Origin of the sequence: Acutalibacter muris, assembly GCF_002201475.1 — a bacterium.
GTDB classification, from domain to species: Bacteria; Bacillota; Clostridia; order Oscillospirales; family Acutalibacteraceae; genus Acutalibacter; species Acutalibacter muris.
The window spans coordinates 909,361-932,503 of record NZ_CP021422.1 but is presented as its reverse complement, the minus strand read 5'-3'; the positions used below and the strand labels follow the sequence as shown (position 1 = coordinate 932,503).

The window sequence follows — 23,143 nt, the reverse complement described above, 5'->3', positions numbered from 1 at the left end:
CTCCCATCCTTTGCTGTTTATTTTGTGCTGAAAACTTCTTTCAAGTGGTTGGAGAGCAGTGCCAGCGACACCGCCATGTTCTCGTTCTGCACCAGGATCCCTTCGGGCACAGAGAGGTGCGCGTTGGCAAAGTTCCAAACCGCCAGAATGCCGCTGTCTATAAGCTGGTCGCACACAGCCTGCGCGTGCTCCCCCGGCACCGTTATTATACCGATGTGCACGCCCACCCTGCGGCAGAGCCCGGGCAGCTTATCCATTGCGAGTATCTTTTTCCCGGCCACCTCCGCGCCCTCAAGGCGCGGGTCCGAGTCGAAGCCCGCCAGGATATTGAGCCCGTACTGGGGAAAGCCGCTGTAGGCCATCAGAGCCTGCCCAAGCTTGCCCGCGCCCACTAAAACCGCGTCCTGACTGTTGTCGTAGCCTAAAAACTTCTCCAACTCCCTTATGAGCTCCGAGCGCACATAGCCCACCTTGGGCCGGCCGGAGGAGCTCACAGAGGCCAGGTCCTTCCTGACAACCACGTCGTTAAGCCCCAGGGCCTCGGCGATCATCGTGGCCGAAACATGCTTTTTCAGGCCCTTTCCGGGGCCGCGCAGATAGTTTAAGTAGGCGGGAAGCCTTTGCAGGGTCTGCTTTGACACACATCGGTCCGACATCTTTATCACCTCTTTTCTTCAGAGTCTCTATGCGGGAACTTTTACTGCCTATATAATAGCACATATCTCATGAAAAGGGAAGTAAAAAAATCTATTATCGATAAAGAAATATCGATAATAGATTTTTGCTTTATTGTGCATATTTTACACTGCTTCAGCTGCGGCGGCGCTGGGGACCGCACCCCCGGATTTTTTCGCCCAGCTCAGGCAGAGCGCCGCGCCTATAGCGGTAGAGATAAGGTCGGAGACAGCGCCTGCGAACACCAGCCCTGTGAAGCCGTCCAGGGCCTCGCTGATGAACAGCACCGGCACAAACACCAGCCCCTTGCTGAGAAGGGAGGTAAGCGTTGCATAGCTTACCTTGCCGGTGCCCTGAAGAAAAGAGGAGCAGAGCTGGTATATGCCCCCCACCGGCGCGGCAATGAGGGTCAGCATCATAAACCGGCCGGCCTCAAGAACCTGTGGGTCGTTCAGGAAAGCGGTCATGAACGCGTCACGGCCCAGGAGGAGCCCGGACCCCAGCACAGCGCTGACAAGGGCCGAGGCCGCGCCGGTCACGAAGGTTATCCTTTTAAGCCGCCTGCGGTCGCCCATGCCGTAGGAGTAGGAGATGACCGGCTGCATACCCATGCACACGCCCATAGCCATCATGCCCACCAGCATACCGGCCTTGCCCGCCACACCGTTTGCCGCCACGGCTATATTGCCATACTTCACCAAGAGCTGGTTCGAGAACATACCCGAGACGCACCCCAGCACCACGCCCATCGCCATCGGCACGCCCAGGCCTATGACCCGGAGAGACACGTCCTTTTTGAGGGTGAAATATCTGGGGGAGATGCTGAAGCAGCCGGACTTTTTGACGTGCAGGAAAACTAAGCCGCTTGTGACAACATTGCCGATCACCGTGGCCCAGGCCGCGCCAGCTATGCCCATTCCGAAAACAGAAATGAACAGGGGGTCAAGCAAAATATTGGTGAAGGTGCCCGCCAGGGCGATGAGCATGGTCTTTGCGGAGGAGCCGTCGGCCCTTATGGCGTTGCCGAGCCCGCCGCTGAACATGACGAACGGGGACCCCAGTATCACTATGGACAGGTATGTGCGGGCAAACCCGGCCGTCTCGGCGTTGGCGCCCATGAGGCCCAGCAATGGGTCCATGAAAATGAACATTACTATCGCCAGGACCACGCCGGTTATCACCGAGCCCCAGGCGCAGAAGGAGCTGAAATATTTTGCCTTTTCCCTATCACCCTGGCCCAGGGCCATAGCGATGGCGGTGCAGGCCCCGCCTCCAAAAAGAGTGCCCACACCCTGGAAGATAGAAAAGGCCGGACCTGCAAGGGACAGCGCCGCCACCTGCATGGGGTCGCCGCTCTGACCGATAAAGAACACGTCGGCCATATGGTAGAGCACCTGGACTATCATCACCACTATGGTGGGCAGGCCCATGGTAAAGAGCAGCTTTATGGGAGAGGCTTCCTTCATCATTTTTTCGTTTTTCATGGGGGTTTCTCCTTTCAGTCACTTGAATTTCTGTTGTGACTATAGTATAATACCAACACGTGTTGTTTTCAACCGTCAATTTTACAGCATCTGTTGGATTAAAGGGGGTTTTTTATGAATACCAAAAACAATAAGCGCTCCCAGAACACTGACGAGGCCATAATCCGGGCGGCTTTCGAGGCGATGCTGCTGGGGGGCAAGCAGATAAGCCGGATAACCGTCCGGGAAATCTGTGAGAAGGCGGGCATAAACCGCTCCACCTTCTATGCCCACTATTCGGACGTTTTTGACCTGTTCGAGAAGGTGGAGCAGCAGATGGCCGAGATGTGCAAAGAGCGGCTGCTGGGCCGCGCCCATATGGGCTTTCAGGCCATGATGGAGAGCGTTTTTGAGTTCATTATGGAGTATAAGGATTTTTATCAGATATACTTCAGCGAGATAAACCAGGTGACCCACCTGATGCAGCTGATGACCGCCCCCTTCCATGACGCTATCGACGAGATTTCCTCAAAGGACATGGGCCACGGGGTGGAGAACGAGTCGGCCTATCACTTCTACTTTTTCACCGCCGGCATCAGCGCCGTTATCGCCTGCTGGCTGGGGCGCAACTGTAAGGAAAGCCCCCATGAGCTCTTTGACATAATCCAGAGGGAATACGGCGGCGGGTCCCTATTCCTGGCGTGGAGGGAGGAATAAGGCGCCGCCCTTGATTTCCTATTAACCCTGTGATATAATAGGGATAAGATTGGAGGAGGTTCATATGCTGATATCCACAAGGGGCCGCTATGCCCTGCGGGTCCTGACAGACATGGCCGAGCACGACGGCGGCGGCTATCTCCCCCTGAAAGAGGTCGCCGCCCGGCAGGGCATCTCTGAAAAATACCTAGAGAGCGTTCTGAAGGTCCTGGTGCGCAGCGGGATACTCACCGGCATGAGGGGCAAGGGCGGCGGCTATAGGCTGGCCCTGCCCCCCGGGGAATGCACCGTGGGGCAGGTGCTGCGGCTCACCGAGGAAACCCTGGCCCCGGTGGCCTGCCTGGAGCCCGAAGCGGCTCCCTGCCCGCGCAGCGCCCAGTGCCGGACCCTTGCCATGTGGCAGGGGCTTGACAAGGTCATCGGGGAGTATCTGGACGGCATCACCATAGGCGACCTTATAGACGGCAAATAAGGCAGAAGAAAAGCCTCCCCTCGGGGAAGGCTTTTCTTCTGTGCTCTCAGTTTAATTTTATGCCGCAGATATCCTTCACAACCTCCCCAGCCATTATCAAGCCCATCACCGGCGGCACAAAGGCCACGCTGCCGGGTACGGGCTTTCCGCCCTCCTCCAGCAAGGCTGGCAGTGGCGGTTCGGTGGAGTAGACCACCTTCAGCTCCTCTATCCCGCGCTTTTTCAGCTCCCGGCGCATGACCCGCGCCAGGGGGCACACAGAGGTTTCATATATGTCCGCCACCTTAAAGGCCGTGGGGTCCAGCTTGTTCCCCGCGCCCAGGGCGCTGATCACCGGCACGCCCAGTCTGTGGGCACGCTCTATAATGGCCAGCTTGCCGGTGACCATGTCTATACAGTCCATAATGTAGCCGTACCGGGTGAAGTCAAGCTGGCTCTCAGTGTCAGGGGTATAGCTGAGCAGGTGGAGCTCCAACTCTATCTCAGGGTTTATTAGCCTGAGCCGCTTTGCCGCCGCTTCAACTTTGGGCGTACCAATATTTTCCGCCGTGGCAAAAAGCTGGCGGTTAAGGTTCGAGACGGAGTATACGTCGCCGTCAATAAGCGTGAGTTTCCCCACACCGCTGCGGGCCAGGGCCTCCGCCGCGCTGCCGCCCACGCCCCCCAGGCCGAATACCGCCACTCTGGCAGCTCTCAGCTTGGATAGGGACCGGGGGCCTAATAGGGGCTCCTGGCGCTCATAGGGGGTCTCCGCCCTCATCCCTTCTTGCGCACAAAGGCCTTTTTGGGCATCTTGCATATGGGACAGCTCCAGTCCACGGGCAGCTCCTCGAAGCCGAAGTTGGGGTCCTTATACTCATACCCGCACACCGAGCAGATGAAGCGCTCGCCGGTTATCCTCTCGCCGCCCTGGTTATTTGCAAGATACGTGGGCGCTTTCCTAGGGGAGACCCCGCCCAGCTTCTCCACATAATACTGGTAGGTCATGGGCTTATAGGCCTCGAACTTTCCGGCGGTTTCTATGCCCCCGGGCAAATCACTCCCGGCGATTATCTCCGCCACAAACAGCACCTGCCCGCCCACAGGCAGCTTCGCCTTTACCTGGCACAAAAACCAGCAGCAGGTGTTCTCCTTTATCACCGGCACGCCCTCCATCAGGACCTTGTGGCGGATATTGTCGAGCTTGCCGCCGTGCCCTCCGCTTGTGAAGCCCAGGGCCCCTATTACAGTGGCCGGGGTGCTCTCAGAGAGCACGGAGATGGTGAACACGCCGCTCTCCTCAATGCACTGGCAGCTGTAGTTTTCGGTATTCATGGATAGAGCTATAAGCGGCGGCGCGCTGGGGGAGGTTTTTGTCACCTGCATTACGGTGTTCACGATGCAGGCGCTGGGGCCGTTCTGGTCCTTTACTCCTATGGCGTACATACCGTAGGTTATATTGCCTAATACTAAGGGTTTCATTGTCATCTTACCTCATTTTTTCTGAAGTATATTTACAGCCTCCGACGGCCGAGTTCACGAAGTGAACTCGAGGGCTTCTGCCCCTCCACCCCACCACCTTTGAAAAGGTGGACGAAACTTTTTTCGTTTTTTTCTTTTACTCGTACAGGGGGTATTTTTTACAGATGTCCTCTACCATGCCCCGGAGCTTCTCTACCTTATCCTCGAAGCCCTCCTCCATAGCCAGGGCTATGCACTCGGCCACCCGGTCCATGTCGTCCTCCTTGAGCCCCCTGGTGGTCACCGCCGGGGTCCCCAGCCGCAGGCCACTGGTGACGAAGGGGCTGCGCTGCTCCCCGGGCACAGTGTTCTTGTTGGCGGTGATATACACCTCGTCAAGCCTGCGCTCCAGCTCCTTGCCTGTGAGCTCCAGCCCGGAGAGGTCCACCAGCATAAGGTGATTGTCCGTGCCCCCGGACACCAGCTTTACGCCACGCTTCATAAGCCCCTCGGCCAGCGCCGCCGCGTTCTTTACCACCTGCTGTCCATACTCTTTAAATTCCGGCTTTAGGGCCTCACCTAAACATACGGCCTTGGCGGCGATAATATGCTCAAGAGGACCGCCCTGGGTGCCGGGGAATATAGCCTTGTCTATGGCCTTTGCGTACTCCTCCCGGCAGAGTATCAGCCCGCCCCTGGGACCTCTTAGGGTCTTATGGGTAGTGGTGGTCACCACGTCGGCGTAGGGCACCGGGTTCTGATGGCACCCGGCGGCCACTAAGCCCGCGATATGCGCCATGTCCACCATCAGCTTCGCCCCGCAGGCGTCCGCTATCTCTCGGAACCTTGAGAAGTCTATGGCCCTGGCATAGGCGCTGGCCCCGGCCACTATGAGCTTCGGCTTCTCCTTCATGGCAAGATCCATCACCTTGTCATAGTTTATGCGCCCGGTGTCCGGCTCCACGCCGTAGGCGACAAAATTGTAGAGGGCCCCGGACATATTCACCGGCGAGCCGTGGGACAGGTGCCCGCCCTCGGACAGGTTCATGCCCAGCACCGTGTCCCCGGGCTGTAGGAACGCGAAGTACACCGCCAGGTTGGCCTGGGCCCCGGAGTGGGGCTGGACGTTGGCGTGCTGGGCCCCGAAGAGTTTACAGGCCCGCTCTCTGGCGATGTCCTCGGCAATATCCACGCACTGGCACCCGCCGTAGTACCTGTGGCCGGGGTAGCCCTCGGCGTACTTGTTGGTAAGCACCGTGCCCATGGCCGCCATCACCGCCGGGGAGACGATGTTCTCCGAGGCGATAAGCTCCAGATTCCGCCGCTGGCGTGAGAGCTCCCGCGACATGGCGTCCGCTACCTCCGGGTCGGTCTCGGCCACAAAGCCGATGGTATCCATCAGATCCTTGTACATTTTCAGTTACCTCCGTGTTTTTATATTATAATTATGTTCCCTCTGCGCTTCCTAATCCCGGGGGAAAAGCCCCTCTGCCACGTTCACGAACACGTCCCCCTGCTTTAGCTTCATGGTCTTACCCTGCCACCAGCCGGTCTGGCTGTTGGCCGCCGCCACCTTTCGGGAGCCGTCCTTCATGTTATAGGTGATAGTGACGGCTATCGCGTCGCCCTCGCTGGCTTCTGTGAAGGGCTCATAGTTCATGCTGCCCAAAAGCCGGCAGGCGCTCTCTATCTTCTCCGGGTCGGTATACTCCACCGCCCCGCCCGGCTCCTCGCCGTACTTCACCGTGACGCTCTGCACGTCTCTGGGGTTGGGCGCGCCGGAAACCGGCATACCCCAGATAAGGATATACCCGCCCGCGCTGAGCAGCGCGGCCAGCGCTATGGTGATTACAAAAATTATTATACGTTTCTTCATTTTTACCCTCCTAAAGCTTATGCCCGCTCTCCCCTGAGTTCAGCTATCCTGTCCAGCAGCCTGTGGGCCGCTTCTTCTTTTGTCAGCAGGGGCAGCTGCGTCTCGTCCTCCCGGGTTATCAGGGTCAGGACGTTTGTGGAGACTCCGAAGCCCGCGCCCTCCTCTTTAAGGGAGTTTGCGGCGACTATATCAAGGTTCTTCCTTATGAGCTTTTTCCGGCTGTTCTCGACCAAATTCTCCGTCTCCATGCTGAACCCGCAGAGTATCTGTCCCGGCCGCTTGTGCTCCCCGAGATACGCTAAAATATCGTCCGTGCGCCGGAGCTCAAGGGTCAGGCCCTCGCCCGCCCCCTTCTTTATCTTGCCGTCCGCGACCTGCGCCGGGCGGTAGTCGGCCACCGCCGCTGCCTTTATTATCACGTCCTGCTCCCCGGCACGGCTTGTCACGGCCCCGAACATCTCCCGGACAGTCACCACGTCCACCGTGTCCACATAGGCGGGCTTTTTCAGCGCCGTCGGGCCGCTTACCAGGGTGACCTCCGCCCCCCGCCACGCCGCCGCTCTCGCTATGGCGTAGCCCATTTTGCCGGAGGAATGGTTCGTCAGATACCGCACCGGGTCCAACGATTCCTGTGTCGGCCCCGCCGTCACCAGAACACGCACGCCGGAAAGGTCCTTGTCATAGGCTATGGCATGGTCCACCGCTTCCAATAGATCCTCTGGTTCGGGCATCTTTCCCCTGCCCACGGCCCCGCAGGCCAGCCTGCCGCTTGCGGGCTCTATGACCTCCCAGCCGTACCTTCGCAAGGTCTCGAGGTTGTCCCGGGTCACCGGGTTATCGTACATACGGGTGTTCATGGCGGGGGCCATGAGCTTCTTGCAGTCGCAGGCTAAAATAGTGGTAGAGAGCATATCGTCCGCAATGCCATGGGCGGCTTTTGCGATTATGTTTGCAGTGGCCGGGGCCACTATCAGCAGGTCCGCCTTGTCCGCCAGTGCCACATGCTCCACATGGCTCTGAAAATTCCTGTCGAAGGTGTCCACCATGGCCCGGTTATGGGTCAGGGACTCGAAGGTATGTGGGCCGATAAACTCAGTGGCGTTTTTTGTCAGCACCACCTCCACGTCATAGCCCCGCTGGGTAAGCTTTGAGGCCAGGGCCGCGGATTTATAGCAGGCTATGCCGCCGGTCACGCCCAGCACCACGGTCTTCTTTTTCACTTAAAACCGCCTCCATTGGGAGTAATTCTGCATTTATATCCAAATTATAACAAATTCCTGGGGCAATGTAAAGCACGAACACAATATTTTGGAAGTATTGCGCATAAGGGCTTGCAAAATCCTTCCTTCACGGTTATAATATACAGACCCGGGTGAGGTTATCCGGCCCGTACCGCTTTGGGCGGGACCGGAAATATATCGCGCTCCCGGGAATAATATTCATTCGCTGCACCGCTTTTGCGGGCGGCAGGAGGTAATTTTTATGACAAACGCAAATCTTCCCACCAAACGCACAGCCGGGATACAGGAGATGGTTTTAACCGCCCTGTTCGCGGCCCTTCTGCTCCTTATGGGCTTCACGCCCCTGGGGCTCATCGACCTGCCCTTTATGCGGGCCACCACCCTGCATATCCCTGTCCTCCTCGCGTCCATACTGCTGGGCCCCAAAAGGGGAGCCTTTCTGGGCGGGATGTTCGGGGCTATCAGTCTTTGGAAGGGCACCATGGCGCCGAACCTTGTAAGCTTCGCCTTCTCCCCCTTTGTCCCTCTGCCCGGGGAGAGCCATGGAAGCCCCTGGGCGCTGGTGATATGCTTTGTGCCGAGGATCCTAGTGGGGGTGGTGCCGTGGTTCGTGGTAAAACTCCTTGAGCGGCTGCCCATAAACCGCGGCGCGGCAAAAACGGTGGGCTATGCTTTTGCCGGGGCCATAGGCTCGGCGGTGAACACCGTGCTGGTAATGGGGCTTATCGGCCTGCTTTTGGGGGACGCTTACGCCGCCGCCCAGGGGATAGCCCAAAGCGCCGTCACCGGCTTTATCCTTACCACCGTCTTCGCCAATGGCATACCCGAGGCCATAGCAGCGGCGGTCATCGCTCCGCCTGTCTGCCTGGGGCTTAACAAGGCCGTCTCCTCCATTCAGATAAAGAAGGGGTCATGATATATGATACTCACCATTGACATCGGAAACACCAACACGGTCCTGGGTTGCTGGAGGGGCGAAAAGCTTACGCTTACCCTTAGGATGCACACGGACCGGGACCGCACCGCCGACGAGTACAGCCTGCTTATCGGCGGCCTTCTCCGGGACCGGGGCGCGGACCCCGGGGAGATCTCCGGGGGCATACTCTCAAGCGTGGTGCCGGAGCTTCGCAAGGTCATAAAGGATGCTATGAAAATACTAACCGGCAGGACGTTTTTATGCGTGGGCGCGGGCCTAAAGACCGGGCTGGACATACGCATGGACAACCCTGCCCAGCTGGGGGCTGACTTAGTTGTGGACGCTGTGGCGGCGCTGGCGAAGTATAAGCCGCCCCTGGTGATATTCGACATGGGCACGGCCACCACCATGTCCGTGATAGACGAGCACGGAGCCTATAGGGGCGGCATGATAATCCCTGGGCTGCGGCTGTCGGTGGACGCGCTCTCGGCCCGGGCCGCCCAGCTGCCCTATATACATCTGGGGGAGCCCGCGCGCTTTATCGGCAGCAACACCGTGGACTGTATGCAGTCCGGGGCCGTGTACGGCAGCGCCCTGATGATAGACGGCCTTATCTCACGCACCGCCGAGGAGCTGGGCCGGCCGGTGACCGCCGTGGCTACCGGGGGGCTTATGGCCCTTATCCACAGCTACTGCCGGGAGAACCTGCACTATGACGAGAACCTTATGCTGGAGGGGCTGTATATACTCTATAGAAAGAACACAAAGTAAAATTGCAGCAAACAGGGCGCACCCCGCAAAGTGCGCCCTGTTTGCTTTTCACTGCGCCCTGTTTTCAAGGGCGTTCTTGCAGTACCTCTCCAGGTCCTCCCTGGTGCAAAGCTGCGCGCCGCTCTCAACTATCTGGGCCTTGAGGGTCTGGGGAAGGGAGTCGAAATAGCTCCGAGCTGCGGGGTCCATGGACTTCAGATTGCTCTCGTTCATAATTTTTCTCCTTTCTTTATCGGTCTTTTCTGAGTTTTCCCATAAACTTTGCCATATATCCCGGGAACGGTTGTAGTTTTCACGAATTTGTGCTAGAATAATTAAAATGGCATTTTATGGAGTTTTGAGAGAGGAAGGTATAGGATATGACCAGAAGGGAAGCAAGGGAGCAGGCCTTTTGCCTGTTGTTCCAGGAGACCGTCTCCGGGGACCCGGTGGACGACATTTTAAGGGCCGCCCATGAAGCCCGGGACCTTGTGCCGGACTCCTTCACCGAGGGGCTCTGCTACGGCGTGGAGGAGCATAAGGAGGATATTGACCGCATGATAGAGGGGAATCTAAAGGGCTGGAATATACGCCGGGTCTCGAAGGTGGCCCTGACCCTTCTGCGTCTGGCGGTATATGAGATGTGCTATGAAAAGGACATCCCGGTAAGCGTATCCATAAACGAGGCCGTGGAGCTCTCCAAGGCCTACGGCGGCGAGGGGGACCCGGCCTATATCAACGGCGTGCTGGGCTCCATAGCCAAGAAGCACTGCGGGCCGGAGGAAAAAAAGTGACCGCCCTGGGGATAGACACCAGCAACTATACCACCTCGGCGGCAAAATATGACGGCGCAAGGGTAACGGACAACCTTAAAAAGCCGCTGCCGGTGCCAAAGGGCATGAAGGGCCTTAGGCAGAGCGACGCGGTGTTCCACCACACCCGCCAGCTGCCGGAGGTCCTCTCCCCTCTGCTGCCGGACGCTGAACTTTCGGTCATAGGCGTCTCCGTCAGCCCCACCGGAGCCGAGGGCTCCTATATGCCCTGCTTTCTCACCGGCAGGGGCATGGCCCGGGTGCTGGGGGCGGCGCTGAATGTGCCTGTGTATGGGTTCTCCCATCAGCAGGGGCATATAGCGGCGGCGCTGTACTCGGCGGGCAGGCTGGAACTGCTGGAGCAGAAATTCCTGGCCCTCCACGTGTCCGGCGGCACCACCGAGGGGCTTCTGGTTTCCCCGGGCGGGGCGGCGGGGCCCATAGCACTGCCCGCCGCCCGCAGCCTTGACCTAAAGGCCGGGCAGGCCGTGGACCGGGTGGGGGTGGCCCTGGGACTTTCCTTCCCCTGCGGGCCGGAGCTTGAGCGGCTGGCCCTGGCCTGGACGGAGAGGGTGCGGGTAAGACCCGTGCTGCGGGGGGCGGATTGCTCCCTGTCGGGTATCGAGAACCAGTGTCTGGACATGATAAGGAGGGGCCGCCCTAGGGAGGAAACGGCCCGGTACTGCCTGGAGTCCATAGCCGCCGCACTGGAGGGGATGTGCTCGGCTCTGCTGTCGGAGCACGGTGACCTGCCGGTGGTATTCTCGGGCGGGGTGTGCTCCAACAGCATATTGCGAAAAAAGCTTTCGGGGCCCTTCGGCGCTTACTTTGCCGCGCCGGAGTTTTCCGCCGACAACGCCGCCGGCGTTGCAATACTAGCATACAAAGCAAGGAGAACAGAATGAGCGCCACACTTACCGTAACCCAGGTCAACCGCTTTTTAAAGTCCCTTATCGATGGCGATGGGCGGCTGTCTGACATATACATTGCCGGGGAAATATCCAACTTCACCCAAAACGCCCGGTCCGGGCATATGTACTTCTCTTTAAAGGACGAGAGCTCCGCCATAAAGTCGGTGATGTTCGCAAGCGCCGCCGGGCGGCTTCGGTTCCGGCCAGAGGACGGCATGAGGGTGATAATCCGGGGAAGGGTCTCGGTCTATGAGCCTGCGGGCCAGTACCAGCTATACGCCGAGGAAATGCAGCCCGACGGCGTGGGGGCCCTGAGCCTGGCCTTCGAGCAGCTTAAAGTCCGGCTTGCCGCCGAGGGGCTTTTTGACCGGGGACACAAGCGGCCCATACCCGTCTGCCCCATGAGGATAGGCCTTGTCACCTCCCCCACCGGGGCGGCCTTGCAGGATATGCTGAATATTATCGGGCGGCGCTGGCCCATCTGCGAGACGGTGCTCTGTGGGGTGCAGGTCCAGGGCGCGGGCGCGCCGGGGCAGCTTATAGCCGCCCTTAAAACCTTAAACCTTCTGGACGCCTGTGACGTGATAATTATAGGCCGGGGTGGCGGGTCCATGGAGGATCTCTGGGCCTTTAACCACGAGGGGCTGGCAAGAGCGGTGGCCGCGTCGAAAATTCCTGTCATCTCTGCCGTCGGCCACGAGACGGACTTCACCATCTGCGACTTCGCCGCCGACCTTCGGGCCCCCACCCCCTCCGCCGCAGCGGAGCTCTGCACCCCGGACCGTGAGGGGCTTCTGGACAGCATAGGCTCCTATAACTCCTATTTCCACCGAAAGGCCCGGGACACCCTGGAGTATTACCGCCAGAGCCTGGATATGCTCATAGGGGACTCCCCTCTCTCCGACAGGGGCGCTTATGTAAAGCTGCGCCGGGATATGGTGGACGGACTGACAATACGGCTGGACGGTGCCGTAAGGGACAAGCTCTCTGGCTGTAAAAATGAACTAGCCCTGGCGGCGGCGAAGCTGGACGTGCTGAGCCCCCTAAAGGCCCTCTCCCGGGGATACGCGGTGGTGTACCATGAGGGTAAGGCACTGCGGGATTTGGGGGGACTGCCCGAGGGGGAGGAGGTGCTTATACAGGCGGAGAAGGGCAAGAGAGCGGCAAAACTGCTGTGACATATAGAAAATTCATTTATATTTATAAATTCTTTAAGAAAGGAAGTAAAATATGCCCGCGAAAAAGCTGAATTTTGAGAGCGCTATGGGGCGCTTGCAGGAGATAGTGGAGCGGCTTGAGAGCGGCGAAGCGCCACTTGAAGAAGCCATGGCCCTCTTTGAGGAGGGGGCGAAGCTCTCGGCCCTGTGCTATAACACCCTGGACCGGGCCCAACTGAAGGTCACGGAGCTGGCGGTCCTGCCCGGGGAGGCGGAGAGCGATGGCTGAGACGAAACGCGAGATATACTTGAGGGCCATAGAGGAGGCCCTGGGGCTGGCCCTGCCCGCCACAAAAGAGGGGGACCCCGCGGCCCAGGTCACCGAAGCTATGCGCTACAGCCTGCTCTGCGGGGGCAAGCGGGTGCGGCCCTCTCTGACGCTGGCCTTCTGCGAACTGTGCGGCGGGGACTGGCGAAGGGCACTGCCCTTTGCCTGCGCCGTTGAGATGCTGCACACCTATTCTCTTATCCACGACGACCTGCCCTGCATGGACGACGACGATATGCGAAGGGGGCGGCCCACCTGCCATAGGGTATATGGCGAAGCCATGGCCTTACTGGCCGGGGACGGGCTCTTAACCAAGGCCTTTGAGTGCGCTCTAAGCCTCCCGGAGCCCGCCCCTGCCGCCCGGGGGGCCCTGGAGCTTGCGAGGCTTGCCGGGCATATGGGCATGGTGGGGGGGCAGTGCATAGACCTCTCTATCGAGGGTCACCTCTCTATCGAGGGTCACCTCTCCACCCAGGGCAGGGCTGTGGATATGGAGCTTTTAGAGGTCATGGACCAGGGCAAGACCGTGGCCCTGATAGCCGCCGCCTGCAAGCTGGGCTGTATAGCCGCCGGAGCCCCGGAGGATTTGTTAGAAGCCGCCGGGAGATACGCCCAAGGGGTGGGCATGGCGTTCCAGATACGTGACGATATACTGGACGTGCTTGGGGACGCGCAGAAGCTCGGCAAGAACACCGGCATGGACAGCGCCCGTGAGAAGCGTAACTATGTGAGCCTGCTGGGTGTGGAGAAGGCCCAGGAACTGGTGGAGGAGTATACCGGCAAGGCTCTTGGGGCATTGGAGGATTTCCCCGGCGACAGCGGATTCCTGCGCGAGTTCGCCCTGAAGCTGGCCGGACGGGAGAGTTGATGCGAAAACTGGAATACACCGTTCCAAAGGACTGGGATGGCGCGACGGTGAAGGGTTTTGCCAGGGGGTATCTGGGGCTGTCTGCACGGGCCCTGACGGGGCAGAAGTTTGAAGGCGGCATACTGGTGAACGGAGAGGACTCCCGTGTCACAAGGGTGCTTCAAGCCGGGGACGCGCTCTGCTTTACGGTGCCGGAGGAGCCCATGGGCTACCCGCCGGCGGAACTGCCACTTGAGGTGCTCTATGAGGACGAGGACTTCCTCATTATCAACAAACCGCCGGGGAGGCCGGTGCACCCCTCTCCCGGCCACGACTGTGACAGCGTATTGAACGCCATATCCTGGTACTATAAGCACACCGGCCAGTCCCATAGAGTCAGGCCGCTTTACCGGCTGGACAAGGACACCTCCGGGGTGCTGGCCCTTGCAAAGCACAGGATAGCGGCGGGGGCCGTTACCGAGAAGGAATATATCGCCGTATGTGAAGGGGAGCTTACCGGGGCCGGGAGCATAGCGGAGCCCATCGGACTTAAAGAGGGCAGCAGGATCGTGAGGGCCTGCGGGGCGGGACAGCCCGCCGTCACCCGCTTCTGGGCCCTGGACAGCCGAGAGGGCCACAGTCTTGTAAGGCTCCGGCTGGAGACCGGGCGCACCCATCAGATACGTGTGCATATGTCCGCCTTCGGCAATCCCCTTGCGGGGGACGACCTGTATGGCGGCAGCCGCGAATATATCAATAGGCAGGCTCTGCACTGCCAGCTTTTAAAGCTGGAGTGTAAAGCCGTGGGCATGATAAAAACCTTCCATGCGGCCGTACCAAAGGATATACTAAAAGCCTTCCCCCAACTGCCCATAAACACTAATTAAAGGAGCTGATACTATGCCCGCGTGTTTGACCCATAACCTGTTCGCAAAGGACGTTCTTGAAAAGCTCAACGAGCCGGGGCTGGATAGCTGCGCCTACGCCTGGGGGGCCCAGGGGCCGGACTTTCTTTTCTGCCACCGCCGCTTTAAGACCATGAGGGGCAAGACCCTCAAGACCCTTCAGGAATATGGCTCGGCTCTGCACAAGACCTCCCCGTCAAGGACTCTTGGGGCCATGCGGGAATTTGTGGGTAGCCATAGCGACCCCATATACCGCTCCTATGTGCTGGGCTTTATGTGTCACTATGCCCTGGACTCCACCGCCCACCCCTATGTGAACGCCCGGGCGAAGGAGCTGGCCCTGGCCCGGGGAAACGAAACCGAGGGCACTATGCACGGGGAGATAGAAGCCTCTCTGGACGCTATCGTGCTGCGCTGGAAAACCGGCAAGCTCCCCGGGGAGGTGAACCTGAAAAACACCTTCCCCAAAAACGAGGGTGTGCAGCGTATGATCGCCCGGCTGTACCGGGAGGTGCTGTTTGCCGTCTATAACGCGGAGGTATCCGAGGAGTCACTGTATCAGGCCACAAAGGACGCGCATCTGCTGTTTGCCGTGTGTAACGACCCTACGGGACTGAAAAGGAGTGTTTTCAATCTGATAGAAAAGGGGCGGCCCCACCATATCACCTCCCATCTGGTGCCCATCACCGAAGACCCGGAGCCGGACTTTGCCAATACGGCCCACAAGGCGTGGACATATAAGGACGAGGCCCATACCGAAGACTTCTTTGAGCTCTACCAAAAGGCCCTGGAGCTGGCCGTCACACTCTGCCGGGGTCTTGACAGTATAGATTTTGCCAAAGCCACCGGGGAGCGGCCGTTTGGTTAAAGTCCGGTAAAGCTTTTGCAGGATTCCCTCTGTTTTCCTTCAGCCCTTTACTTGACAAACCGCCCAATAGGTGGTATAGTAAGAGTGCCGACATACAATATTTGAATTTTTTCGGTAAATTAGCTGCACCCCTTCAAAGATATTTGAGCGGGTGCGGTAATCTTATATGTACATATCTGCCGGGATTTTTTCAGAATGGGGAAATATAGTATGCTTAGTATAGATAAAGTCTTCCACGCCTCAGTGGTGCTGAAGAATATTGTCCGTGACACCGCCATCGTACCCACAGAGGGTATAACCGAGGACTGCCAGCTGTTTCTTAAGCCGGAAAACCTGCAAAAGACCGGCTCCTTCAAGCTGCGTGGCTCCGGGTATAAGATATCAATGCTCTCCGATGAGGAGAAGCAGCGCGGGGTCATAGCCTGCTCGGCGGGGAACCACGCCCAGGGCGTGGCCCTGGCCGCCACAAAGAGCGGCGTGAACTCCATCATCTGTCTGCCCGACAGCGCGCCCATCTCCAAGATAGAGGCCACAAAGCGGTACGGCGCCCAGGTCTGCCTGGTGGAGGGCGTATATGACGACGCGTACAACAGGGCCCTGGAGCTCAAGGAGGAACGTGGCTACACCTTCGTGCACCCCTTCGACGACGAGGACGTGATAGCCGGCCAGGGCACCATCGGCCTTGAGATAGTCCAGGAGATGAACGACGTGGACGCGGTAATAGTGCCCATCGGCGGCGGCGGGCTCATTTCCGGGGTGGCCTTCGCCATCAAGTCCATGAACCCGAACATAAAAGTTTACGGCGTCCAGGCGGCGGGGGCCCCAAGTATGTTCAACTCCGTGCACGAGGGCTCTATCGGGTGTCTGGAGAGCGTTTCCACCATCGCCGACGGCATCGCCGTCAAGCAGCCCGGAGAGCACACCTTCTCCCTGGTGCAGAAATACGTGGACGATATAGCCCTTGTGACCGAGGACGAGATTGCCGCCGCGATACTTACCCTTATCGAGAAGCAGAAGATGGTGGCCGAGGGCGCGGGGGCAGTAAGCGTGGCCGCCGCCATGTTCAATAAGTTCCCCATAGCGGGCAAGCGGGTGGTGAGCCTTATCTCCGGGGGCAACATAGACGTTACAATACTCTCAAGGGTTATAGAGCGGGGCCTGATGAAGTCCGGGCGGTCCAGTTCCCTGGTGATAGAGCTTATAGACAAGCCCGGACAGCTGCAGACGGTCTCCAGGATAATCGCAGACTGCGGCGGCAACGTCACCTCCGTACAGTACGAGCGGGCCGGGGAGATAGAGAGCATCAACGGCTGCTACCTGAAGCTGGGCATGGAGACCAGAAACTACGACCATGTGCGCATGATAGCTTCGGCGCTTACTGATAATGGGTTCAAGCTTATAGAGACTAAATAATCAAAAAAGGAGGGAGGCTGTATGGACGGACCTGTAAAACACAGCCCATACCGCCTTTGCGCCGCAGTATCTGCCCTTTTTTCTGTTTGTAAGATTTATAGAGTATTTTCTCCTTGAAACCGACAGGACAGCTATTGGGGAGCGTATGCTTCGCCGCATCCTATGGGCGGGGCTTGGGGACCACCTGCTGAACAATACCGTCGCCACAAATATGCTGCACGTAGTCTCCCAGGATAGCGCGGACGAATTGCAGATAGTCCGCATCTTTGCAGCCCAGCTTATTTCCTTTTTTATAGTGCTGGCCCTTTATCGCCGTAAAACAAGATCAAGTGTCACAGAAAATAATATCCAGGAGGAAAGGCCATGAATAAATTTGCAAGAAGACTTATCGCCATCACCGCCGGGGCCATCACGGGCACAGCCCTCTACCACCTGACAAAGAAGCGTGAGAGCTCTCCCAAGGACCCGGACGCCCTTAAAATGAGCGGCACACGGACCATCGAGACCGAGCGGCTGATACTGCGGCAGTTCGATATTGAGGACGCGGAGGCCATGTACAGAAACTGGGCCAGCGACCCGGAGGTCACCAGGTTCTTACAGTGGCAGCCCCATATTGACCAGGACGAGACCGAGGAGATACTGGAGAGCTGGATTGAGCGCTACGACGAGGGCGACTACTATAACTGGCTCATAGAGCTCAAGGAGCTGGGCGAGCCCATCGGCAGCATCAGCGTGGTAAGCCAGGACAACAGGGCCCGGCGCGCCCACATCGGCTACTGCCTGGGCCGGGCCTGGTGGCATAAGGGCATTATGAGCGAGGCTTTGGCGGCGGTTATCAGCTACCTGTTCAGCGAAGGCTATCTTCGCATTGAGTCACGGCACAATGTGAACAATCCCCACTCCGGGGAGGTGATGAAGAAGTGCGGCATGACCTACGAGGGCACCTTCAAGGGGTATGAGTGGGACAACTCCGGCATAGGGGATGCGGCCTTCTACTCCATTCTTAAAGAGGACTATAAGGGTTATAAAAAGGGAGGCGACTGCCAATGAGGCTTTCGGGAGCGGATATAATCGTAAGGACAATTATCGAGCAGGGCACAAAGACCGTCTTCGGCTATCCGGGCGGACAGATAATCAACGTGTACGACTCGCTGTATAAGTACCAGTCGGAGCTTCGCCATGTGCTCTGCGCCCACGAACAGGGGGCCGCCCACGCCGCCGACGGCTACGCCAGGGCCACGGGCAATGTGGGCGTGGTGATAGCCACCTCTGGGCCCGGGGCCACGAACCTTGTGACCGGCATAGCCACGGCCTATCTGGACTCGGTGCCCTTAGTTGCCATCACCGGCAACGTGCCCAGCTATCAGCTTGGCACGGACAGCTTCCAGGAGATAGATATCACCGGCATAACCCTGCCCATTACAAAGCACAACTACGTGGTGGGCAACGTGGAGGAGCTGGCGGACACCATCAGGGAGGCCTACCGCCTAGCTATGTCCGACCGGCCCGGGCCGGTGCTGGTGGACGTGCCCAAGGATATACAGATAGCACAGTGTGAATACGAGCCCCTTCCCCCCTCTGCGGCGGACCCCAAAAAGCCCGCGAAGGACGTGCGTATCAAAGAGGCGGCAGAGTGTATAAGCATGGCCCACAGGCCTTATGTGTACTTCGGCGGCGGGCTTATAAACTCCGACGCCCAGGAGGAGCTTCTTGAGCTGGCTGAACGGATAGACGCGCCCATCGGCTGCTCCTTCATGGGTATATCAGGCGTACCCACCAGCCATCCCCGGTTTCTGGGGATGCAGGGTATGCACGGGCATTACGCCTCCTCCATGGCCATGCATCAGGCCGACTGCATAATAGCACTAGGGGTGCGCTTCAACGACCGGGTAACCGGCAACCGTGAGAAGTTCGCCACTAAGGCGCAGATAGTTCATATAGATATCGACGGCGCGGAGCTCTCGAAAAACGTGACCCCCGCACACGCTCTTCGGGGCGATTTGAAGCTGACGCTGCAAAAGCTCCTGCCCCTTCTGAAGCCAAAGGAGCACCCCAAGTGGCAGAGCGCCCTCGACCAGCTCAAAAACGACGAGCGCTGGTCCCTGGACCGCCGGGAGGGCATGACCCCCAGGAACGTGCTGCTGGCGCTGAACCGGCACACAGGCGGCAACCTGCCTGTGGCCACGGACGTGGGCCAGCACCAGATGTGGGCGGCCCAGACCTGCGAGTTCAGAAAGAAGCGGCGGTTCATCTCCAGCGGCGGCCTTGGCACCATGGGCTTCGGCATGGGCGCGGCCATGGGGGCACAGATAGCCACCGGGGAACGCACGGTGCTTGTGACCGGCGACGGCAGCTTCGGTATGTGCCTGAACGAAATGGCAACGGCCGTGCACGAGAAGATTCCCCTGGTGATACTGCTGATGAACAACGGCGTTCTGGGCATGGTGCGCCAGTGGCAGACGCTGTTCTTTGATAAGCATTACTCCAACACGGTGCTGGACAGGGCCACGGACTTTGTGGCGCTCTCAAGGGCCTTCGGCGCGGACGGCACGAGAGTTACAGACCTGAACCAGCTGGACGCGGCCCTTGAGACGGCCTTTAAGAGCGAGGGGCCCTATCTCATCGAATGCATTATCGACAAGGACGAGTTTGTGCTGCCCATGCTGCCCCCGGGCGGAAGTATGGACGATATCATTACAAAGGTGGGTGACTGATATGGAGAGCTTTACTTTAGCTGTACTGGTGCATAACCAGTTCGGCGTGCTGAACCGTGTGACAAGTATGTTCCGGCGCAGGAGGTTCAATATCACGAGCCTGAGCGTCAGCGTCACGGAGTCGGACAGCCGCTCCCGGATAACCATAACCGCCGACGGCGGCGGGCGGGAGAAGGACCAGCTTATCGACCAGCTCTATAAGCTGCCGGTGGTGGTTTCCATCGCGGAGATAAAGGCGGAGGACTGTGTTGTGGCGGAGCTGCTGCTCCTAAAGGTCCAGAACAAGCCCGAGCTCCGCAGCGACATACACGCCGCGGCAGAGGCCTTTGGGGCGAAGATAGTGGACTACACCCGGGACTCGGTAGTGCTCCAGATGGTGGGCACGGCCAGGAATATCGACGCGTTTATCGAGGTCATGCAGGACTACACCGTGCTGGAGATATGCCGGACCGGCGTGATATCTCTGGAGCGCGGGGCTATGACCATAGAGAAGAAGGCGGAGATATACTGATGGCCTCCCCCGTAATCCTTGAGCCGCTGACAAAGGAAAAACTGGAGGAGGCCAGAGGCATACAGAGAGAGGATATCAGCGAGGAGTTTGTGGACGGCATAGATACGCTCTGGGAGCTGACGCAGTACGGCGAGGAGCACAGCTGCATAGGGCGCACGTTCCTCATAAGGTATGAGGGGAAATGCGCGGGAGTGCTGCTCCTGGGTGAGGCCATACCCTGGGAGACGGACCCGCCCCAGATGCGGGAGAGGCCCTTCTACCGGCTCATGGGCTTTGTGCTGGACCGAAAGTTCCGCAATTTGGGTATCGGCGGGCAGGCTCTTGAGCTTGCTATAGAGAGCGTATACTGCGAGTTCGGAAAAAGGCCCATAGCTCTGGGGGTCCACAGGGACAATTCTGGGGCGGAGAGATTTTATCTTCGGCACGGCTTTCGGAAAACGGCCTATATGGAGGGGAACGACTATTATTTTCTGAGATCTATCTAGTTAAAAATACCGAAAGGTATCAATTATAAAAAAGATTTTGAAAAGAGGTTTTTCATCATGGCAAGGATTTTCTATCAGCAGGACTGCGATTTACAGAGACTCAGCGGCAAGACCGTGGCTATCATCGGCTACGGCTCCCAGGGCCACGCCCATGCCCTGAACCTGAAGGACAGCGGCGTTGACGTTATCGTGGGGCTCTACGAGGGCAGCAAAAGCTGGGCCAAGGCCGAGAGCCAGGGACTTCGGGTCATGACCTCCGCCGAGGCGGCAAAAAACGCCGACATCATCATGATTCTTATCAACGACGAGAAGCAGGCGAAGCTCTATAAGGAGAGCATCGAACCCAACCTGACCGAGGGCAAGACCCTGGCCTTCGCCCACGGCTTCAACATCCACTTCGGCTGCATAAAGCCCCCCAAGAACGTGAACGTGATAATGATAGCCCCCAAGGGCCCGGGCCACACCGTCAGAAGCGAGTACCAGGCCGGCAAGGGCGTGCCCTGCCTTATCGCCGTGGAGCAGGACGCCACCGGCGACGCCTGGGATATAGGCCTTGCCTATGCCCTGGGCATCGGCGGCGCCCGCGCCGGCGTTTTGGAGACCACCTTCCGCACCGAGACCGAGACAGACCTGTTCGGCGAGCAGGCCGTGCTCTGCGGCGGTGTCTGCGCCCTTATGCAGGCGGGCTTTGAGACCCTCTGTGAGGCCGGTTATGACCCCAGGAACGCCTACTTCGAGTGCATACACGAGATGAAGCTGATAGTGGACCTCATCTACCAGAGCGGCTTTGCGGGTATGCGCTACTCCATTTCCAACACCGCCGAGTACGGCGACTATATCACCGGCCCCAAGCTTATCACCGAGGAGACCAAGAAGACCATGAAGAAGATACTCTCCGATATCCAGGACGGCACCTTCGCAAAGGAGTTCCTGCTGGATATGTCCGACGCGGGCTCTCAGGTGCACTTCAACGCCCTGCGCAAGCTGGCTTCTGAGCACCCCTCCGAGAAGGTGGGCGCTGATATCCGCAAGCTGTACAGCTGGAGCGACGAGGATAAGCTTATCAACAACTAACTGGAGGTGTTCGCCTTGGCAGAACAGGAAAACCGTGAGGTACAACGGCAGCTTTTTGATATTTACAGCGGCATACTGTTCAACAATCAGAACTTTAGCTCAGGGAAACAGGAGAAGATCTCTTATGCCTTTGACTGCCCGGAGTACAAAACGCTGATCAGCAAATACCATATCGACCAAACCGCCGGGGAGGGCACTGCCCTCCAGCGGGCGGAACGGCTGCTGCATTGGATGTCGCCCCGGTTAAAGCATAAATCCGATTACGACAACCATGTGCCCATGAACTCCCTGGACCTCTTGGAATACAGCCTTGGCAGGCCCGAGCACGGCATTAACTGCCGGAACAAGTCTATCCTCCTCACCGAGTGTTGTCTTGCCCTGGGCATATACGCCAGGCGGGTGTACATCATGCCCTACTCGCCCTATGACATGGATAACCACGTGGTGACGGAGATATATGACCGGGAGCTTGAGAAATGGATTATGCTGGACCCCACCACCGACGGTGTTTTTTCGGACGAGAAGGGCGTTCCCCTGTCCCTTATGGAGCTTCGGGAGCGGTACGCCGCCCACAGGCCCGCCGCCTTTGCCGGAAACGAGCCGGAGGCCGATATGAACGCCTACTTTGCCAAGAATCTCTTTAGGTTCATGGTGGACGGCGACAATGGATACGGCCTTGCCGACAGCCGCCTGCTGTACTTCACCCCCGCAGGCCATCTGGTACAGAAAAATCTGCTGGCCTCCATGGAATATAAGCTCTCCGAGATACCCCCGGACGCTATGCGCGCGCGCAAGCTGTTTACACAGAGACTGGAAAAGGCCAGAAACGCCCCGGAGCCTGGGACCTCTGATATAAGCGTTATGGAGGCAAGACCATGAAAAAATTATTAGCTCTAGTTCTGGCCCTCTGCTTGGTGCTGGGGCTGGGCGGGTGCCGGTTCATAAATAAGACCACCGCCCCGGTGGAGTTTACCTCTGCGGACAGCGGGACTCTCTATTGGCACAGCATGGAGCTGGCGGGGCTTATAGATGATATGCTGAAGACCCCGGAGTATTTCGAGCTCATGGGCGGCTCAGATACCGTAAGCGAGGTAATAATACCTCTTATGCGCTCGGACCTCTCGGAGCCTGAGAGCGCCTATGTCGTCACCCTCCCGGAAGATGCCCTGCCCACGCTCATGAGCGCTGCCGAGGTGGACCTTGACGGGTTCTCGGACGGTCTGCGGGAGTTTGTGGAGCGGCGTATGGCAAGCTCCGTGCCTACGATACTCAACTCCCGGCAGGGGGCCGAAACTCTGGCGGCCTCCAGCATACTCACCGTCTCCGGCTCCTGGGCCGGGGAGGTTCTCGATGAGAGCTGCTATGTGCTGCTCATGTACCCCTACTGCTGCCCGGTGATGGCGTCCTTTACCGGCAGCAACGGCGTTGTAACCGGCACGGCGACTATGCTTCTGGGCGAGCCCCTGGAGGAGGATTCCCTGGACGCGGTGGAGGAGCTTTTCGGCTATCTGGAAATGGAGGGGCCGGAAATTGAGGAAATTGACATTGACGCATTGATTTAGACTGAC

28 protein-coding genes are annotated in these 23,143 nt (G+C 58.6%); 20 read left to right on the top strand and 8 right to left on the bottom strand.

The window, feature by feature from the left end; all coding sequences use genetic code 11:
- Positions 1–17: 17 nt before the first annotated feature.
- Complete coding sequence (locus ADH66_RS04695) at positions 18–656, bottom strand: redox-sensing transcriptional repressor Rex (RefSeq protein ID WP_066535063.1); 639 nt, start codon at positions 654–656, stop codon at positions 18–20.
- A 144-nt stretch (positions 657–800) separates the two neighbouring features.
- Positions 801–2,159 (bottom strand): MATE family efflux transporter, encoded by a 1,359-nt coding sequence (locus ADH66_RS04690; protein WP_066535065.1) that lies wholly within the window; start codon positions 2,157–2,159, stop codon positions 801–803.
- A 114-nt stretch (positions 2,160–2,273) separates the two neighbouring features.
- Here ADH66_RS04690 and ADH66_RS04685 point away from each other — a divergent pair, with 114 nt between their 5' ends.
- Together ADH66_RS04685 and ADH66_RS04680 are read left to right on the top strand one after the other, a co-directional pair.
- A complete protein-coding gene (locus ADH66_RS04685) occupies positions 2,274–2,855 on the top strand; it encodes a TetR/AcrR family transcriptional regulator (RefSeq protein ID WP_066535068.1) in 582 nt (193 codons plus the stop codon).
- Positions 2,856–2,919: 64 nt separating this feature from the next.
- Positions 2,920–3,327: an RrF2 family transcriptional regulator gene (locus ADH66_RS04680; RefSeq protein WP_066535072.1), complete on the top strand. Its 408-nt coding sequence runs from the start codon at positions 2,920–2,922 to the stop codon at positions 3,325–3,327.
- A gap of 46 nt (positions 3,328–3,373) precedes the next feature.
- Here ADH66_RS04680 and ADH66_RS04675 read toward each other — a convergent pair whose 3' ends face one another.
- From ADH66_RS04675 to coaBC, 5 genes are all read right to left on the bottom strand, one after another.
- A complete protein-coding gene (locus ADH66_RS04675; RefSeq protein ID WP_066535075.1) occupies positions 3,374–4,087 on the bottom strand; it encodes a tRNA threonylcarbamoyladenosine dehydratase in 714 nt (237 codons plus the stop codon).
- A complete protein-coding gene (locus ADH66_RS04670) occupies positions 4,084–4,788 on the bottom strand; it encodes a flavin reductase (RefSeq protein WP_066541627.1) in 705 nt (234 codons plus the stop codon). The genes ADH66_RS04675 and ADH66_RS04670 overlap by 4 nt, the downstream gene beginning before the upstream one ends.
- A 136-nt stretch (positions 4,789–4,924) precedes the next feature.
- Positions 4,925–6,181, bottom strand: a complete 1,257-nt coding sequence (locus ADH66_RS04665; RefSeq protein ID WP_066535077.1) for a serine hydroxymethyltransferase — start codon at positions 6,179–6,181, stop codon at positions 4,925–4,927.
- A 51-nt stretch (positions 6,182–6,232) separates the two neighbouring features.
- The gene (locus ADH66_RS04660) at positions 6,233–6,643 is read right to left on the bottom strand and encodes a hypothetical protein (RefSeq protein WP_066535079.1); all 411 of its coding nucleotides are present in this window, start codon (positions 6,641–6,643) and stop codon (positions 6,233–6,235) included.
- Positions 6,644–6,660: 17 nt separating this feature from the next.
- Positions 6,661–7,863: a bifunctional phosphopantothenoylcysteine decarboxylase/phosphopantothenate--cysteine ligase CoaBC gene (gene coaBC, locus ADH66_RS04655; RefSeq protein WP_066535081.1), complete on the bottom strand. Its 1,203-nt coding sequence runs from the start codon at positions 7,861–7,863 to the stop codon at positions 6,661–6,663.
- Between the two features lie 262 nt (positions 7,864–8,125).
- Between coaBC and ADH66_RS04650 the strand changes: the two genes are divergently transcribed.
- Together ADH66_RS04650 and ADH66_RS04645 are read left to right on the top strand one after the other, a co-directional pair.
- Entirely contained in the window at positions 8,126–8,800 is a 675-nt protein-coding gene (locus tag ADH66_RS04650) for an ECF transporter S component (protein WP_066535083.1), read from the top strand.
- A gap of 3 nt (positions 8,801–8,803) precedes the next feature.
- Entirely contained in the window at positions 8,804–9,571 is a 768-nt protein-coding gene (locus ADH66_RS04645; RefSeq protein WP_066535086.1) for a type III pantothenate kinase, read from the top strand.
- A 48-nt stretch (positions 9,572–9,619) separates the two neighbouring features.
- On the opposite strand, the gene ADH66_RS19860 is transcribed toward ADH66_RS04645, so the two are convergent.
- Positions 9,620–9,784, bottom strand: coding sequence for a hypothetical protein (locus tag ADH66_RS19860; RefSeq protein ID WP_157130593.1), 165 nt, complete (start codon positions 9,782–9,784; stop codon positions 9,620–9,622).
- 146 nt (positions 9,785–9,930) lie between these two features.
- Here ADH66_RS19860 and nusB point away from each other — a divergent pair, with 146 nt between their 5' ends.
- The 16 genes from nusB (at position 9,931) to ADH66_RS04565 (ending at position 23,137) form a co-directional block, all read left to right on the top strand.
- Complete coding sequence (gene nusB, locus ADH66_RS04640; RefSeq protein ID WP_066535089.1) at positions 9,931–10,344, top strand: transcription antitermination factor NusB; 414 nt, start codon at positions 9,931–9,933, stop codon at positions 10,342–10,344.
- The gene (locus tag ADH66_RS04635; RefSeq protein WP_066535091.1) at positions 10,341–11,267 is read left to right on the top strand and encodes a Kae1-like domain-containing protein; all 927 of its coding nucleotides are present in this window, start codon (positions 10,341–10,343) and stop codon (positions 11,265–11,267) included. The genes nusB and ADH66_RS04635 overlap by 4 nt, the downstream gene beginning before the upstream one ends.
- On the top strand, positions 11,264–12,451 hold the full coding sequence (gene xseA, locus ADH66_RS04630) for an exodeoxyribonuclease VII large subunit (protein WP_066535092.1): 1,188 nt from the start codon (positions 11,264–11,266) through the stop codon (positions 12,449–12,451). The genes ADH66_RS04635 and xseA overlap by 4 nt, the downstream gene beginning before the upstream one ends.
- Positions 12,452–12,503: 52 nt before the next feature.
- Positions 12,504–12,719 (top strand): exodeoxyribonuclease VII small subunit, encoded by a 216-nt coding sequence (gene xseB, locus ADH66_RS04625; RefSeq protein ID WP_066535095.1) that lies wholly within the window; start codon positions 12,504–12,506, stop codon positions 12,717–12,719.
- Complete coding sequence (locus tag ADH66_RS04620) at positions 12,712–13,626, top strand: polyprenyl synthetase family protein (RefSeq protein WP_066535099.1); 915 nt, start codon at positions 12,712–12,714, stop codon at positions 13,624–13,626. The genes xseB and ADH66_RS04620 overlap by 8 nt, the downstream gene beginning before the upstream one ends.
- Positions 13,626–14,492, top strand: a complete 867-nt coding sequence (locus ADH66_RS04615; protein WP_066535100.1) for an RluA family pseudouridine synthase — start codon at positions 13,626–13,628, stop codon at positions 14,490–14,492. The genes ADH66_RS04620 and ADH66_RS04615 overlap by 1 nt, the downstream gene beginning before the upstream one ends.
- Positions 14,493–14,505: 13 nt before the next feature.
- On the top strand, positions 14,506–15,378 hold the full coding sequence (locus tag ADH66_RS04610) for a zinc dependent phospholipase C family protein (RefSeq protein ID WP_066535104.1): 873 nt from the start codon (positions 14,506–14,508) through the stop codon (positions 15,376–15,378).
- A 210-nt stretch (positions 15,379–15,588) separates the two neighbouring features.
- A complete protein-coding gene (ilvA, locus tag ADH66_RS04605; protein WP_066535106.1) occupies positions 15,589–16,791 on the top strand; it encodes a threonine ammonia-lyase in 1,203 nt (400 codons plus the stop codon).
- 145 nt (positions 16,792–16,936) lie between these two features.
- Positions 16,937–17,158 carry a hypothetical protein gene (locus tag ADH66_RS04600; RefSeq protein ID WP_066535110.1) on the top strand — a complete coding sequence of 74 codons (222 nt, stop codon included), beginning with the start codon at positions 16,937–16,939 and terminating at the stop codon, positions 17,156–17,158.
- Positions 17,155–17,841 carry a GNAT family N-acetyltransferase gene (locus tag ADH66_RS04595; protein ID WP_236757185.1) on the top strand — a complete coding sequence of 229 codons (687 nt, stop codon included), beginning with the start codon at positions 17,155–17,157 and terminating at the stop codon, positions 17,839–17,841. Before ADH66_RS04600 ends, ADH66_RS04595 begins: the two co-directional genes overlap by 4 nt.
- Positions 17,838–19,505, top strand: a complete 1,668-nt coding sequence (gene ilvB, locus ADH66_RS04590) for a biosynthetic-type acetolactate synthase large subunit (protein WP_066535113.1) — start codon at positions 17,838–17,840, stop codon at positions 19,503–19,505. Before ADH66_RS04595 ends, ilvB begins: the two co-directional genes overlap by 4 nt.
- Before the next feature lies 1 nt (position 19,506).
- Positions 19,507–20,016 carry an acetolactate synthase small subunit gene (gene ilvN, locus ADH66_RS04585; RefSeq protein WP_066535115.1) on the top strand — a complete coding sequence of 170 codons (510 nt, stop codon included), beginning with the start codon at positions 19,507–19,509 and terminating at the stop codon, positions 20,014–20,016.
- On the top strand, positions 20,016–20,501 hold the full coding sequence (locus ADH66_RS04580; protein WP_088364373.1) for a GNAT family N-acetyltransferase: 486 nt from the start codon (positions 20,016–20,018) through the stop codon (positions 20,499–20,501). Before ilvN ends, ADH66_RS04580 begins: the two co-directional genes overlap by 1 nt.
- 54 nt (positions 20,502–20,555) lie before the next feature.
- A complete protein-coding gene (gene ilvC, locus ADH66_RS04575; protein ID WP_066535117.1) occupies positions 20,556–21,575 on the top strand; it encodes a ketol-acid reductoisomerase in 1,020 nt (339 codons plus the stop codon).
- A gap of 15 nt (positions 21,576–21,590) precedes the next feature.
- A complete protein-coding gene (locus tag ADH66_RS04570) occupies positions 21,591–22,454 on the top strand; it encodes a transglutaminase-like domain-containing protein (protein ID WP_066535120.1) in 864 nt (287 codons plus the stop codon).
- Complete coding sequence (locus ADH66_RS04565) at positions 22,451–23,137, top strand: hypothetical protein (protein WP_066535126.1); 687 nt, start codon at positions 22,451–22,453, stop codon at positions 23,135–23,137. Before ADH66_RS04570 ends, ADH66_RS04565 begins: the two co-directional genes overlap by 4 nt.
- Positions 23,138–23,143: the final 6 nt, after the last annotated feature.

What these genes read in the sequence shown, in the direction of transcription:
- ADH66_RS04690 (WP_066535065.1), bottom strand. Translation starts at nt 2,159, where the DNA reads ATGAAAAACGAAAAAATGATGAAGGAAGCCTCTCCCATAAAGCTGCTC.
- ADH66_RS04695 (WP_066535063.1), bottom strand. Translation starts at nt 656, where the DNA reads ATGTCGGACCGATGTGTGTCAAAGCAGACCCTGCAAAGGCTTCCCGCC.
- ilvN (WP_066535115.1), top strand. Translation starts at nt 19,507, where the DNA reads ATGGAGAGCTTTACTTTAGCTGTACTGGTGCATAACCAGTTCGGCGTG.
- ilvA (WP_066535106.1), top strand. Translation starts at nt 15,589, where the DNA reads ATGCTTAGTATAGATAAAGTCTTCCACGCCTCAGTGGTGCTGAAGAAT.
- ADH66_RS04650 (WP_066535083.1), top strand. Translation starts at nt 8,126, where the DNA reads ATGACAAACGCAAATCTTCCCACCAAACGCACAGCCGGGATACAGGAG.
- ADH66_RS04680 (WP_066535072.1), top strand. Translation starts at nt 2,920, where the DNA reads ATGCTGATATCCACAAGGGGCCGCTATGCCCTGCGGGTCCTGACAGAC.
- ADH66_RS04610 (WP_066535104.1), top strand. Translation starts at nt 14,506, where the DNA reads ATGCCCGCGTGTTTGACCCATAACCTGTTCGCAAAGGACGTTCTTGAA.
- ADH66_RS04645 (WP_066535086.1), top strand. Translation starts at nt 8,804, where the DNA reads ATGATACTCACCATTGACATCGGAAACACCAACACGGTCCTGGGTTGC.
- ilvB (WP_066535113.1), top strand. Translation starts at nt 17,838, where the DNA reads ATGAGGCTTTCGGGAGCGGATATAATCGTAAGGACAATTATCGAGCAG.
- ADH66_RS04580 (WP_088364373.1), top strand. Translation starts at nt 20,016, where the DNA reads ATGGCCTCCCCCGTAATCCTTGAGCCGCTGACAAAGGAAAAACTGGAG.
- xseB (WP_066535095.1), top strand. Translation starts at nt 12,504, where the DNA reads ATGCCCGCGAAAAAGCTGAATTTTGAGAGCGCTATGGGGCGCTTGCAG.
- ADH66_RS04620 (WP_066535099.1), top strand. Translation starts at nt 12,712, where the DNA reads ATGGCTGAGACGAAACGCGAGATATACTTGAGGGCCATAGAGGAGGCC.
- ADH66_RS04600 (WP_066535110.1), top strand. Translation starts at nt 16,937, where the DNA reads ATGCTTCGCCGCATCCTATGGGCGGGGCTTGGGGACCACCTGCTGAAC.
- ADH66_RS04595 (WP_236757185.1), top strand. Translation starts at nt 17,155, where the DNA reads ATGAATAAATTTGCAAGAAGACTTATCGCCATCACCGCCGGGGCCATC.
- ADH66_RS04660 (WP_066535079.1), bottom strand. Translation starts at nt 6,643, where the DNA reads ATGAAGAAACGTATAATAATTTTTGTAATCACCATAGCGCTGGCCGCG.
- ADH66_RS04675 (WP_066535075.1), bottom strand. Translation starts at nt 4,087, where the DNA reads ATGAGGGCGGAGACCCCCTATGAGCGCCAGGAGCCCCTATTAGGCCCC.
- ADH66_RS04615 (WP_066535100.1), top strand. Translation starts at nt 13,626, where the DNA reads ATGCGAAAACTGGAATACACCGTTCCAAAGGACTGGGATGGCGCGACG.
- ADH66_RS04565 (WP_066535126.1), top strand. Translation starts at nt 22,451, where the DNA reads ATGAAAAAATTATTAGCTCTAGTTCTGGCCCTCTGCTTGGTGCTGGGG.
- ADH66_RS04685 (WP_066535068.1), top strand. Translation starts at nt 2,274, where the DNA reads ATGAATACCAAAAACAATAAGCGCTCCCAGAACACTGACGAGGCCATA.
- ADH66_RS04670 (WP_066541627.1), bottom strand. Translation starts at nt 4,788, where the DNA reads ATGAAACCCTTAGTATTAGGCAATATAACCTACGGTATGTACGCCATA.
- xseA (WP_066535092.1), top strand. Translation starts at nt 11,264, where the DNA reads ATGAGCGCCACACTTACCGTAACCCAGGTCAACCGCTTTTTAAAGTCC.
- nusB (WP_066535089.1), top strand. Translation starts at nt 9,931, where the DNA reads ATGACCAGAAGGGAAGCAAGGGAGCAGGCCTTTTGCCTGTTGTTCCAG.
- ADH66_RS04665 (WP_066535077.1), bottom strand. Translation starts at nt 6,181, where the DNA reads ATGTACAAGGATCTGATGGATACCATCGGCTTTGTGGCCGAGACCGAC.
- ADH66_RS19860 (WP_157130593.1), bottom strand. Translation starts at nt 9,784, where the DNA reads ATGAACGAGAGCAATCTGAAGTCCATGGACCCCGCAGCTCGGAGCTAT.